Genomic DNA, 12,718 nt, shown 5'->3' on the forward strand with positions numbered 1-12,718 from the left:
CCGTGCAGGGGACGTGGGATGAACGGTCAGTCTACCGGCGCCCGGCCCCGCCTCCGCTCAGTCGAACGGACGCCGCCGCACATGGACCGCCTGGAGCAGCCCGAACGCGATCATGTTGGCGAAGGTCGCGGAGCCGCCGTAGGACACGAACGGCAGCGGCAGCCCGGTGATCGGCATGATCCCGATGGTCATCCCGACGTTCTCGAACGTCTGGAACCCGAGCCAGCACACCACGCCGGTGGCGACCAGCGTCCCGAACAGGTCGGCGGCCTGCGTCGCGATCCGCAGCCCCCGCCACAGCACGACGCCGAGCAGGGCGATGATCACGGCGGCGCCGACGAAGCCGAGTTCCTCCCCCGCGACCGTGAACACGAAGTCGGTCTGCTGCTCGGGGACGAAGTGCCCGCCCGTCTGCTGGCCGTGGAACAGGCCCTTGCCGAGCGCGCCGCCGGAGCCGATCGCGATGCGGGCCTGCTGGGCGTTGTAGCCCGCGCCGCGCGGGTCGGCGTCCGGGTCGAGGAACGCGGTGAACCGGTCGATCTGGTAGTCCTTCAGCAGGCCGAAGAACCAGACGGCGAAGGCCGCGGCGGCGCCGCCGCCGACCAGGCCGACGAGCCAGCGCTTCTGCGCGCCGGAGATCGCCAGCATGCCGAGCACGACCGCGATGAACACGAGCGTGGTGCCGAGGTCCGGCTGGAGCATGATCAGCACGCCGGGCACCCCGGCCAGCACGAGCGCGAGCAGCACGTCGCGGCGGCCCGGGCCGATCTCCCCGTCCCGCGGCTCGCCGAGGATCATGGCGAGCAGCACGACGAGGCCGACCTTCGCGAACTCCGACGGCTGCACCTGGAAGCCGCCGCCGATCACGATCCAGGAGTGCGAGCCGTTGATCGTCTGGCCGAGCGGCGTCAGGACGGCGAGCAGCCCCACGCACGCCGCCCCGTACAGGATCGGGACGTACGCGCGCAGCAGCCGGTAGTCGAGGACGGTCACGACCCCGCCGAGCAGGAACCCGATGACGAGGTTCAGGATGTGCCGCTTGAGGAAGCCCTCGGGATCCTTGCCCTGGTCGGTGAGGAGCTGGTACGTCGCCGACCTGACCAGCAGGGCGCCGATCACCGACAGCGTGAGGACGACGAGGAACAGCGCCCAGTCGAGCCGCCGCAGCCCGGCGACGCGGCTGCGCCAGCCGCGCCGGACGGCGTAGCCCTCGACCGTCCCGACGCCGGAGCCGGTGATCATTCGGCGGCTCCCTCACCGGTGATCTTCGGCAGTTCGGCGGGAAGGCGGCCGTCCTTGAGGATGGGCTTCTTGTGGCCGTTCAACCCGTACATGGCCTCCCAGATCTCCCGGACGGCCGGCGCCGCCGTGGACGCGCCCGTCCCGCCCTGCGAGACCATCGCGACCACCGCGAAGCGCGGCTTCTTCAGCGGTCCGAACGAGGCGAACCAGGAGGTGTCGTCCTTGCCGTAGACCTCCGCGGTGCCGGTCTTGCCGCCGACGTCCACGGTCTTGAAGTCGAACCCGCCGAACGTCCCGGCCGCGGTGCCGTCCTTGGTGACGTCGCCGAGCGAGTCGCGGATGTACTTGAGCACCTTGGCGTCGACCGGGAGCCGCCCGGCGGGCGGCGCGCCGAGGCGGCGCTCGACCGTGCCGTCCGGGCGCATCACGGCGACGCCGAGCCGCGGCGTCACCATCCGGCCGCCGTTGGCGACCGCCGAGTACGCGCGGACGAGCTGCAGCGGCGTCACCAGCACGTCGCCCTGCCCGACGGAGAAGTTGGCCGCGTCACCGGGCCGCCACACGAACCCCTCGGTGCAGTTCTCCGTCGCGACGGCCTTGAGGTAGGCGGCGCGCGCCGGGTCGGTCTTCGCGAGCTGCGGGTAGCCCTGCTTGGCGCCCTTGCAGTTCGCCTCCTTGGTGTCCTCCCAGAAGCTCTTCTTCCAGCTCCGGTCGGGGATGCGGCCCATGCTCTCGCTCGGCAGGTCGATCCCGGTGCGGGACCCGAAGCCGAAGTTGCGGGCCATCTTCACCATCGGGTCGGACGGGTTCTTGCGCGGCTTCATCCCGCCGTCGCGCTGCCACTCCTGGTAGGCGAACCGGTAGAAGATCGTGTCGCAGGACTTGACCAGCGCGGTGTGCAGGTTCATCGGGCCGTAGCCCTGGCCCTCGAAGTTGCGGAACGCGCGGTTGCCGACGTTGTAGGAGCCCGGGCAGTCGTAGGTGCCGTGCAGGCTGTTCCCGTCCTTCACGGCGGCGGACACCGAGGAGATCTTGAACGTGGAGCCGGGCGCGAACTGCCCCTGGGTGACCCGGGAGATCAGCGGCTCGCCCTTCTTCTTGCCGAGCAGCGCGTCGTACTCGTCCTGGGAGATGCCGCCCGTCCAGATGCTCGGGTCGTAGGTGGGGTAGCTGGCCATCGCGACCATGTTGCCGGTCTGCACGTCCATGACGACGGCGGCGCCCGCGTCGGCCGGGTGGCCCGCCTTGCGCGCGCCCTCGATGGCGTGCTGGAGGGCCTTCTCCGCGGCGCCCTGCACGCCCGCGTCGATGCTGGTGACGATGTGGGAGCCCGCGACGGGCGGCTGCTCCGCCGCCGTGCCGGTGACACGTCCCTGGCTGTCGACGAGCACCTTGCGGAACCCGGGCTCGCCGCGCAGCGCCGTGTCGTACTGCGCTTCGAGGCCGGCGCGTCCGACCAGGTCGACGCCGCTGTACCCGGTGACCTTGAGGCCGGTGCGCTTGTCGAGCTCCTCCTGCGTGACGGGCTGCAGGTAGCCGAGCACCTGCGCGGCGCTCGCGCCCTCCGGGTTCGGGTAGTCGCGGACGGCCTGGACCTGCGCGGTGACGCCGGGGAAGTCCTCCTGGCGCTCCATGATCTGCAACGCGCGCTTCGGGTCGACGTGGTCCTCGACGGGGATCGGCTGGTACGGCGAGCCGGGCCAGCACGGGCGCTTGATGCCCGGGCCGCACAGCCGGATCCGCTTGGTGATCTCGTCCTGGCTCACGCCGAGGACGCCCGCGAGCCGCTTGACGATCGACTTGCCGCCGTCCTTCCGCCGGGACAGGGTCGTCCGGTCGACGGACACGACGAGCGCGCTCGTGTTGCGGACGAGGGGCCGGCCCCGGTCGTCCAGGATCATGCCGCGGACGGCGGGCACGACGATGTCGCGGGTGCGGTTCTGCGCGGCGATCCCCTGGTAGTGCTCCCCTTCGAGGACCTGCAGCGACCACAGCCGCCCGACGAGGACGAGCAGCAGCGCACCGACCAGCACGTACAGGACGACGAGTCGGAAATGGGTACGCGGGTTCACAGCGTCCCGCCCCGCCCCGACATCGCGCGGTAGCGGGCGGCGGGCACCGCGAGGCCGTCCCCGCGGGTTCGCTCGCCGCGTTCGTACCGGCGGGTGGCGCGCAGCACCGCCCACACGACGAACGGGCTCGCGATGACGTCGTACAGCACCTGCGGCGGGACCATCCGCGACACCGACGCCCACTCGGCGCGCGGGTCGCCGAGGATCATGCCGGTCACCGCGTAGAGGACGGTGCCCGCGAGGGCCCCGGCGGCGACGGCGAAGAACGGCACGACGGACTGCCGGTCCATCTCGGCGGTCGCGACCCCGCACAGGTAGCCGATCAGGCAGTAGACGAGGGCGTACCGGCCGATGGTGTGGTCGGCGGGCGGGACGATGTCGGCGGCGAGCCCGGCGAAGAACCCGGCGACCATCCCCGTCATCGACCCGGCGACGAGCGCCAGCGCGACGACGGCGAGCAGCACCAGGTCGGGTTGGACGCCGCCGGGCAGCGGCAGCCGGTTCGCGACCGACACCTGCAAGATCAACGAAACGGCGATCACCACGGCGGCCACCGCGGCGCGCCCGGCGGGCGACGCCTCGGGCGGGTTCAGCACGTCAGTCTCCCCGGCTCGGTCTCGTGAACGGGCTCTTCGTTCCGCTCGGCCGCGCCTCCGGCCGCTTGCCCCGGGTCGGGGTGGCGGACGGGTGCGCGGACGGGCTCGTGGACGGCGTGGGGGGTGGCGGCGGCTTCGGCGGGAGCAGCGCGTCCCGCGGGTCCTGCTTCGGCGGCGCGACGACGACGGCGACGACGTCCAGGCTGGTGAACCGGACGAACGGGCGGACGTAGGCGGTGCGGGTGAGGCCCCCGGCGGAGCGGTCGATCCGCTCCACGACGCCGATCGGGACGCCCGGCACGTACGGCCGCTGGCCCTGCGATCCGAGCGTCACGATGCGCTGGCCGACGGCGATCGGCGCGGTCGCGTCGAGGAGCTGGAAGCGCAGCGGGGTGCCGCCGCCCCCGCCGAAGCCGCGGCGGCCGCGGCCCTGCACGATCCCGATCTCCTTGGACGCTTCGAGCCGCGACCCGATCGAGGACGTCTGGTCGGTGGCGAGCAGCACGGTCGCCGTCGCGGGCCCGACGCGGGTGACGCGGCCGACGAGCCCGTCGGCGCTCATCACGGTCATGTCGCGGGTGACGCCGCTGCGGCTGCCGACGTCGATGGTGACGGTGTCCTCGAAGCCCTGCCCGGCGGAGATGACCTGCGCGGCGAGCACCTTGTAGCCGCCCGTCCCGGCGGTGCCGAGCATCCGCTGCAGCTGGGCGGACCTGTCCTTGTCGAGGCTCAGCGCGCGTAGCTGCTCGCGGAGCCGCTGGTTCTGCCGTTCGAGCCGGTCCGCGCGGCGCCGCTCGCCGGGCGCGTCGGTGATCGAGTCGAACGTGTCGCCGACCGGCCGGACGACCGCCGCCGACACGCGCTCGACCGGGCCGAACACGGTGGCGCCGACGTCGCGCAGGCCGCGCAGCGGCGAGTCGTCGCCGCCGCGGTAGTCAATGGTGATCATCGCGAGGGCCACGACGAGCAGCGCGCCGAGGACGACGCGGGTGCGCCGGGTGTCCTTCACCCACCGACCTCCCGTTTCTCAGTCAGTCCGGGGGTATCAGTGACGCGGCTCCGGCACGAGCACCTGCCGGAGGGACTCGAAGTCCTCGACGCACTTGCCGGTGCCGAGCACCACCGAGTCGAGCGGGTTGTCCACCAGGTGGATGGGCATCCCGGTCTCCTCGCGGAGGCGCTCGTCGAGGTTCTTCAGCAGCGCGCCGCCGCCGGTGAGGGCGATCCCGCGGTCCATGATGTCTCCGGACAGCTCGGGCGGGCACTTGTCGAGCGTGGTCTTCACCGCGTCCACCACGGCGTTGACCGGCTCCTCGATGGCCCGCCGGACCTCCTCGGCGGAGATCACCACGGTCTTCGGCAGCCCGCTGACGAGGTCGCGCCCGCGGATCTCCGCGTGCGGCTCCTCGTCCCCGCCCGGATAGGCGGAGCCGATCGCCATCTTGATCTCCTCGGCGGTCCGTTCCCCGAGCATCAGGGAGTACTCCTTCTTCGAGAAGGAGATGACCGCCTGGTCGAGCTCGTCGCCGCCGACGCGGACGGACTGGCTCGTGACGATCCCGCCGAGCGAGATGATCGCGACCTCGGTGGTGCCGCCGCCGATGTCGACCACCATGTTGCCGGTCGGCTCGTAGACGGGCAGCCCGGCGCCGATCGCGGCGGCCATGGGCTCCTCGATGATGTACACGCGGCGCGCGCCGGCCTGGTACCCGGCCTCCTTCACCGCGCGCTGCTCGACGCCGGTGATCCCGCTCGGCACGGCCACCACGATGCGCGGCTTGGCGAAGTGCCGCCGCTTGTGCACCTTCTGGATGAAGTACCGCAGCATCCGCTCGGTGACGTCGAAGTCGGCGATGACGCCGTCCTTCAGCGGGCGGACCGCGACGATGTTGCCCGGCGTGCGGCCGATCATCCGCTTCGCCTCGATGCCGACGGCGACGATCTTCCCGGTGTTGGTGTTGATCGCCACGACGGACGGCTCGTTGAGGACGATCCCGCGCCCGCGCACGTAAACCAGAGTGTTGGCGGTTCCGAGATCGACCGCCATGTCACGGCCAAGAAACGACAGCTTGTTACCCATGAAGAAAGGGAGCCCTTCATGATTGATGGGCGTGTATAGCGGCGCGTCCATCGTAACGTGCGGCCACGTCCGCGGGCAGTCACCCCGCCGTCGCGCGTCCCCCAAAAAACGAGTGTTGACCAGCGCCTGTTCCCCAAACCTAGGTCACGGATCTTGCCCGTGCCAAGCCCACGCACCAGATTGTGACCCCAATCAGCCCGAGAAATTGGACCGCCCTAACCCCCCGGCCGAACCGCCCCCACACGCCACCAGAACCCCAAGCCCCGCAACACCAGAACCGCAACCACCTCACGGTCGAACCCGAGCCGAAGCCGAGCCAGAGCCACGCTCGAACCGAGGCCGACATCACGGTTGCCCCTCAACCGGCGCGACGCTCGAACCTGAGCCGGGCCACGGTTCGTGCGGCCGGAGGCGCCCCAGCGCCGGAGGCCGCACGAACCGCCGCACGGCGGGCCGTTTCCCGAGGAGCGAACGCGATCTCGGAAAACGGCCCGCCGTGCGCAACGGGGGTTCCAGGGGGTCGCCCCCCTGGGCAACTAGAGCTCCGGGAAGAAGAGCTTGATCTCTCGGTCCGCCGAGTAGGTCGAGTCGGAGCCGTGGACGATGTTCTCGCCGATCTCCAGGGCGAAGTCGCCGCGGATGGTGCCGGGGGTGGCGCTGACCGGGTCGGTGGCGCCGGCGAGCGCGCGGAACGCCTCGATGGCGCGGGGGCCCTCGACGACCATGGCGACGAGCGGGCCGCCGGTGATGAACTCGACCAGCTCGCCGAAGAACGGCTTGCTCGCGTGCTCCTCGTAGTGGGCCTCGGCGGTGTCGCGAGAAAGGGTGCGGAGCTCCAGCGCGACGAGCTTCAGGCCCTTGCGCTCGATGCGGGAGATGACCTCGCCGATGACGCCGCGGCGGACGCCGTCGGGCTTGACAAGGACCAGGGTGCGCTCGGACACGGGTGGCTCTCCTCGAAGACTTTCGGATTGGTGCGGCGCGCGAATCCTACCGGGCGCGGGACGCTGCGGCGGACCTGCCGGGCGGTGCGGCGGCGACGGCGGCGAGCAGGACGGCGGCGGCCGCGGCGACGACGAGCCAGCCGTGGTAGCCGTCGAGCAGCGCGCGCGTCCGCTCCGCATCGGACGCGGGCCGCAGCCGTTCCAGCCGCGCCGCTTGCAGGGACAGCACGATCAGCTGCCCGGCGAGCACGGCGGGGAAGCAGAGCGAGAGGCCGAAGAGGGCGGCGCCGACGCCGGCGTCCCGCAGCGACGCGGCGAGGGCGGCTCCCGCGCCCGCGCCGAGCAGGACGAGCGGCCCGAGCATCGTCCACCGGTCGTGGACGTCGGCGGTGAGGCCGAGCGGGACGGCCACGGCGACTAGGAAGCATCCGGCGCGGACGGCGCGGCGCGCCGGGACGCGGGTGGAGCCGAGGGCCGCGAGCACGGCGGCGGCAGCGGCGGCGGCGAACGGGAGGAGCGGGACGGCGGCGTCCCGCCCGTGGGCGCCGGCGGCGGCGAGTCCGGCGAGCGGGCCTGCGACGGGGTGGCAGAGCGCCCCGGCGGCGATCATGACGACGGCGCAGCCGAACGGGCTGCCCGCGGTGGCGTCGCGGCGGGCGGTGAGGGCGAGGCCGAGCAGGGCGGTCAGGGCGAGCCCGGCGACGACGAGCCGCGCGCCGGGCGACCACGCGTGCGCGGCGACGACGGCGAGGAACGCGAAGCCCGCCGCCGGGGCGAGCGGGAGCAGCAGTTGCCCGCGCTCGGCGAGCCGGGCGGCGGGCAGCGCGGACGGCCCGCGCCCGCGCAACAGCAGGTGGGCGGCGGCGGCGACGGCGGCCGCGAGGGCGGGCCACGGGTAGGGGGCGAGCGCGTCCCGCCAGTCGCGGGCCGCGTCCCCCGGCGGGACGGCCCGCAGCGCTAGCGGCATCGCGATGATCAGCATGCCCGCGAGGACGCCCGCCCAGAGCGCGGCGAGGGCCCGGCTGCGGCGCTCCCACACGAGGACGAGCGAGGCGGGCAGGACGATCCCCGCGCCCGCGCCCTGCGCGGCGCGGACCGTCCCGGCGAGCGCGACGGAGTCGGCGAGCCGGGCCGTCCCGAGCCCGGCGAGCAGGACGGCGAGCCCGGCGGCGAGCACGCCCAGGGCGGGGAACCGGCGCGCGGCGCCGGCGCCGAGCGGGACGGCGACGAGCAGCGCGGGCAGGGACAGGCCGGTGGCGCGCAGCAGCGCGGGGACGCCGCCGGCGCCGAGGTCGAGGGCCTGCGCGGCGGCGGGGACGACGTCGCACACCGCGTCCGGCACGACGAGGACGGCGGCGGGCGGCGCGGTCAGGGTCAGCAGCAGCGCGCCGAGCGCGGCGAGCCGGCGCCGGGCCCGCCGCTCCGGCCGCGCCCCCGGAGACCACGGGACGGGACGGGCGCGGCCGGAGACGGACCCGCCGGTGTGCGATGACAGCGCGTGCAGTGACACGGCCCGCTCCTTCGCAGGGTGGTCATCCGCCGGACGCGCATTCCGGAAAGAGAAGTATGTCGGAATTGCGAAATAGATCGGAAATACCCACACATGGCGGACGAGATCGTATTTTCATCCGGCATTGACCGGCGGCCCGCATCGCGCGCGCGTATCGGCGGCGAATAAGGACCGGCGTACCGTCCCGGCGAATTTAGCGCGGCCGGACGCTCTCCGCCTTGCGTCCCATCCAAATGGCCGTCCCCCAGAGCGCCCCGAACAGGACGCCGAGGAAGAACATGGCCGGGACCATGAACCCGGTCGCGACGATCAGCACCTGCAGGACGGTCCCCACCGCGACCGCCCACCGGAACCGCAGCAGCCCCGCGAGCAGCAGGCACGCGACGGCCAGCCCGCCGCAGACGCCCCCGGCGGTCGCGCCGTCGACGTCCAGCACGGACACCGCCACCGGGATCGCCAGCGCGATCACGATGGCCTCGCAGCCCAGCACCGTGGCGAGCAGCCGCCGAACCGGATTCGGCGCCGCCGTCCGCCGTCCCGTGGCCGTCATCGGACCCTGCCTTCCTGGGGGACGACCCCCAGACCCCCGAGCCGGAGGCCCGACGATCCTCGCTTCGCTGCGGTCATCGGCCCTCCTCCACCCGGAGCAGGGTGCGGGCGTCTCCGGCGGTGACCACCGAGCCGGTGATCAGGACGCCGGCGCCGCGGTACTCGCCGGTCTCCTCGGCGAGGCCGATGGCCTGGTCGATCGCGTCGTCCAGCCGCTCCGCGACGTGCACCCGCTCGGGGCCGAAGATGCTCTCGGCGATCTCGGCCAGCTCCTCCGGCGGCATCGAGCGCGGCGAGGAGTTGCGGGTGACGACCAGCTCCTCCACCACGGGTTCGAGCTGGTCGAGGACGCCCGCGACGTCCTTGTCGGACGCGATCGCGAGGACCCCGGCGAGCCGGGTGAAGCCGAACGACTCGGTGACCGTGTTGACGGTCGCGGCCATCCCGGCGGGGTTGTGCGCGGCGTCCAGCAGGACGGTCGGGCCGGTCCGCGCGACCTCAAGGCGGCCCGGCGACGCCGACTTCGCGAAGCCGCTGCGCACCAGCGCCGGGTCGAGCTGCCCCTCGCCGCCGCCGAGGTAGGACTCGCCGGGCGCGATCCGGGTCGCGGCCTCCAGGTTGGGCTCGCCCCTGGTCGGCGCGCCGCTCGCGAACGCCTCGACGGCGGCGAGGGCCGTCGCGGCGTTGCTCGCCTGGTGGTCGCCGAACAGCGGCAGGAAGACCTCGTCGTACACGCCGTGCAGGCCCTGGAGCCGGAGTTGCTGCCCGCCGACCGCGACGTCGCGGCTGAGCACGCCGTACTCGATGCCCTCTCGGGCGACGGCCGCGCCGGTCTCGGCGACCCGCCGGAGCAGCACCTCGGCCGCCTCGACGGGCTGCTGGGCCAGCACCGCGACCGATCCGGGCTTGATGATCCCGGCCTTCTCCCCCGCGATCTCCTCCAGCGTGTCGCCGAGGTAGCGGGTGTGGTCGAGGCCGATCGGGGTGATCACGGCGACGGCGCCGTCCGCGACGTTGGTCGCGTCCCAGACGCCGCCCATCCCCGCCTCGACGACCGCGACGTCGACCGGGGCGTCCGCGAACGCCGCGTACGCCATCGCCGTCAGCACCTCGAAGAACGACAGCTCCACCGGGTGCTTGCCGTCGACGAGCTGGACGTAGGGCAGGACGTCCTCGAACGCGGCGGCGAAGCCGTCCTCGCTGATCGGCTCCCCGTCGATCGCGATGCGCTCGCGCAGGGTGGTCAGCTCCGGGCTGGTGTAAAGGCCCGTGCGCAGCCCGCGCTCGCGCAGCAGCGCCTCGACGAGCCGGGCCGTGCTGGACTTGCCGTTCGTCCCGGCGATGTGGATCACCGGGTAGGCGCGCTGCGGCTCGCCGAGGACGTCGAGCAGGTCGCGGACGCGGTCGAGGGTCGGATCGATCTCCCACTCGACCCCGCGGGCCATGATCGCGCCGACGGCGCGCCGGTAGCCGGACGGCTCGCTCATCTGACTCACGGCCACGAGCCTACTCGGGGATCGACCGCGTCCCGGACGCCCCCACACTGGAGGCATGGACGTCTTCTACCGGGAATGGGAGCGGCGCGCCCCCGGCGAGACCCGCGACCTCGCGCGCGCCCGCGCCCTCGCGGACGCGCTCGGCCTGCTGGACCCCGATGTCCCGGTCCTGGTGGTCGTCGGCTCCAAGGGGAAGGGGACGGCGGCCACCTACGCCTCCGCCTTCCTCGCGGCGGCCGGGCTGCGCGTGTGCACGGTCACGAGCCCGGGTCTGCGCAGCGACCGCGACCGGATCAGGGTGGACGGGCGCGCCCTGTCCGCCGCCGAACTGACCGCGCTGCGGGACGTCCTCGACGAGGCGATCGCCGCGCTGCCGCCGCCCTCGCACGGCTACCTGGCGCCGACCGGGCTCTTCACCCTCTCCGGCGTCCTCCACGCGCGGGAGGTGGACGCGGACGCGATCGTCCTGGAGGCCGGGATGGGCGGACGGTCCGACGAGGTGTCCCTGTTCAGTCCCGACGTCGCCGCGATCACGCCGATCTTCCTGGAGCACGCCCACATCCTCGGCGACACCCCGGCGGAGATCGCCAAGGAGAAGCGCGGCGTGGCGGGACCCGGCACGGTCGTGGTGTCCGCGCCGCAGTCCGCCGAGGTCGCGAAGGCGCTCGGGGACGTCCACCACATGCGGCCGGGCGACTCCGGCCTCCCGCTCGGCCTGCTCCCGGCCGGGCTCGGCCGGACGAACGCCGAACTCGGCGTCGTCGCCGCCCGCCGGCTCCCCGGGATCGCCGAGCCCCCGCCCGAGACGCTGCGGGACGTGCTGGCGTCGATCGTCCTGCCGGGACGGCTGTCCTGGCACGACGTCCCCGGAACCGCGACGCGGCTGCTCGTCGACTCCGCCGTCGACCGGACCGGGGTGGCCGCCGCGCTCGCCGCCGCGCGCCGCGCCTGGGACGAGATCGACCACGTCGTCGTCTGCCTCCCCGACCACAAGGACCTGGACGGCGCCATCGCCGAGCTCGAAGGGCTGCCCGTGACGTTCGCCCGGCTGCCGTGGCCGCGGCTGAGCTTCACCCGCCCGCTGCCGCCCTCCTGGGACGTCGTCGACGCGGAGGCCGTCACGCGCGAGTCGCTCGCGGCGCTCGGCCGCCGCGTCGTCGTCCTCGGCACCGTCTACTTCACCGGGCACGTCCTCGGCGCGGTGGACGCCTCCACCGAGCGGCTGTTCGTCACCGCCGCCGTTCGACGTCCGTTCTGATCCGCCGCATCACGTCGGCCATCAGCGTGAACTCCGGGTTCGCCGACGGGACGTTCGACGCGACGATGCCGTAGGAGTCGACGGTCGCCCACGCGCAGTACGTGTGCGTCTGCGCCAGGACGGCGAACGTGCCGCACACGGCCCGGCCGCCCATCGGGCCGGGGTCGGCGTCCTGCCCGGCGATGAACGTCGTCGGCTGCGCCTTCTGCAGGAAGTCCGCGGGGTTGCCGACCCGGCCCGTCCCGCCGACGAACAGGACGTTGACCGGCCGCACCGGCTCCTCGCTGTAGACGGCCTGGCCGCGCTTGGCCGCCGGTACCCCGCCCTCCTCGACCGCGCCCGCGACGAACGGGTACGCGGCGCTCGCCGGGGGCCCGACGAGGCCGTCGCGGTGCAGGCCGCCCGCCGTCCCGCCCGCGTCGATCACCCTCTTGGACGCGGGAAGGCCCGCGATGCGGGCGTTCGGCCCGCCGCCGCCGTCGGACCGGACGGCCAGCACGCCCGCCGCGACAACCACGCCCGCGACCAGCAGGCCGCCCAGCGCCAGCAGCAGGCGCGGCCCGCGCCGCGGCCCCGCGACCGGGCCCGGCGTCGGCGGGGCCGTGCCGTTCGGCGGCGCGGGGTACGCGCCCGACCCGTCCGCGACGATCGGGTGGCCGCCCGTCGCGTCGCTGACGATCGGGTGGCCGCCCGTCCCGCCGGTGATCACGATCTGCGGGCCGGTGCCGTCCGGGACGACCTGGAACGGGCCCGAACCGTCCGGGAGGACCTGCGGGCCGGTGCCGGGCTCGACCGTCCACCAGGGGCGCGAACCGCCCCAGGGACCCTGCTCGCCGTCCGGGCCGCCCGCCTCCCCGTCCTCGGCCCGCCGGGGGTCGTCACCGGACACCGGGTCCGGCCTGTCGGACCGAGGTGGTGATTCGGCCATTGCACTCCCGATGGTTCATGTGCCGCAAAGCCCAGCAAGCCCA

11 protein-coding genes are annotated in these 12,718 nt (G+C 73.7%); 1 reads left to right on the forward strand and 10 read right to left on the reverse strand.

The features are described from left to right. Nucleotides 1-57: 57 nt before the first annotated feature. From rodA to FXF68_RS00170, 9 genes are all read right to left on the reverse strand, one after another. The gene (gene rodA, locus FXF68_RS00130) at nucleotides 58-1,242 is read right to left on the reverse strand and encodes a rod shape-determining protein RodA (RefSeq protein ID WP_148756791.1); all 1,185 of its coding nucleotides are present in this window, start codon (nucleotides 1,240-1,242) and stop codon (nucleotides 58-60) included. Continuing rightward, nucleotides 1,239-3,314, reverse strand: a complete 2,076-nt coding sequence (gene mrdA, locus FXF68_RS00135) for a penicillin-binding protein 2 (RefSeq protein WP_148756792.1) — start codon at nucleotides 3,312-3,314, stop codon at nucleotides 1,239-1,241. Before mrdA ends, rodA begins: the two co-directional genes overlap by 4 nt. Then, nucleotides 3,311-3,910, reverse strand: a complete 600-nt coding sequence (mreD, locus tag FXF68_RS00140) for a rod shape-determining protein MreD (RefSeq protein WP_148756793.1) — start codon at nucleotides 3,908-3,910, stop codon at nucleotides 3,311-3,313. The genes mrdA and mreD overlap by 4 nt, the downstream gene beginning before the upstream one ends. Before the next feature lies 1 nt (nucleotide 3,911). Then, nucleotides 3,912-4,919 (reverse strand): rod shape-determining protein MreC, encoded by a 1,008-nt coding sequence (gene mreC / locus FXF68_RS00145; RefSeq protein ID WP_148756794.1) that lies wholly within the window; start codon nucleotides 4,917-4,919, stop codon nucleotides 3,912-3,914. A gap of 36 nt (nucleotides 4,920-4,955) precedes the next feature. Next, nucleotides 4,956-5,990, reverse strand: coding sequence for a rod shape-determining protein (locus tag FXF68_RS00150; protein ID WP_067794123.1), 1,035 nt, complete (start codon nucleotides 5,988-5,990; stop codon nucleotides 4,956-4,958). Between the two features lie 536 nt (nucleotides 5,991-6,526). Continuing rightward, nucleotides 6,527-6,934, reverse strand: coding sequence for a nucleoside-diphosphate kinase (gene ndk / locus FXF68_RS00155; RefSeq protein ID WP_067903927.1), 408 nt, complete (start codon nucleotides 6,932-6,934; stop codon nucleotides 6,527-6,529). Between the two features lie 46 nt (nucleotides 6,935-6,980). Further along, nucleotides 6,981-8,444, reverse strand: a complete 1,464-nt coding sequence (locus FXF68_RS00160; protein WP_148756795.1) for a hypothetical protein — start codon at nucleotides 8,442-8,444, stop codon at nucleotides 6,981-6,983. Between the two features lie 193 nt (nucleotides 8,445-8,637). Further along, on the reverse strand, nucleotides 8,638-8,994 hold the full coding sequence (locus FXF68_RS00165; protein ID WP_148756796.1) for a DUF4233 domain-containing protein: 357 nt from the start codon (nucleotides 8,992-8,994) through the stop codon (nucleotides 8,638-8,640). A 73-nt stretch (nucleotides 8,995-9,067) separates the two neighbouring features. Then, nucleotides 9,068-10,480: a bifunctional folylpolyglutamate synthase/dihydrofolate synthase gene (locus FXF68_RS00170; protein ID WP_148758103.1), complete on the reverse strand. Its 1,413-nt coding sequence runs from the start codon at nucleotides 10,478-10,480 to the stop codon at nucleotides 9,068-9,070. A 64-nt stretch (nucleotides 10,481-10,544) separates the two neighbouring features. Between FXF68_RS00170 and FXF68_RS00175 the strand changes: the two genes are divergently transcribed. Then, the gene (locus tag FXF68_RS00175) at nucleotides 10,545-11,747 is read left to right on the forward strand and encodes a folylpolyglutamate synthase/dihydrofolate synthase family protein (RefSeq protein WP_148756797.1); all 1,203 of its coding nucleotides are present in this window, start codon (nucleotides 10,545-10,547) and stop codon (nucleotides 11,745-11,747) included. Here FXF68_RS00175 and FXF68_RS00180 read toward each other — a convergent pair. Then, the gene (locus tag FXF68_RS00180; protein ID WP_148756798.1) at nucleotides 11,719-12,636 is read right to left on the reverse strand and encodes a hypothetical protein; all 918 of its coding nucleotides are present in this window, start codon (nucleotides 12,634-12,636) and stop codon (nucleotides 11,719-11,721) included. The genes FXF68_RS00175 and FXF68_RS00180 overlap by 29 nt on opposite strands. Between the last annotated feature and the right edge of the window lie 82 nt (nucleotides 12,637-12,718).

The organism is Actinomadura decatromicini, from assembly GCF_008121305.1.
Taxonomy (GTDB): Bacteria; Actinomycetota; Actinomycetes; order Streptosporangiales; family Streptosporangiaceae; genus Spirillospora; species Spirillospora syzygii.

Coding starts and splice junctions, on each gene's coding strand:
- rodA (WP_148756791.1), bottom strand. CDS start 1,242: ATGATCACCGGCTCCGGCGTCGGGACGGTCGAGGGCTACGCCGTCCGG.
- FXF68_RS00150 (WP_067794123.1), bottom strand. CDS start 5,990: ATGGGTAACAAGCTGTCGTTTCTTGGCCGTGACATGGCGGTCGATCTC.
- FXF68_RS00165 (WP_148756796.1), bottom strand. CDS start 8,994: ATGACGGCCACGGGACGGCGGACGGCGGCGCCGAATCCGGTTCGGCGG.
- FXF68_RS00170 (WP_148758103.1), bottom strand. CDS start 10,480: ATGAGCGAGCCGTCCGGCTACCGGCGCGCCGTCGGCGCGATCATGGCC.
- FXF68_RS00175 (WP_148756797.1), top strand. CDS start 10,545: ATGGACGTCTTCTACCGGGAATGGGAGCGGCGCGCCCCCGGCGAGACC.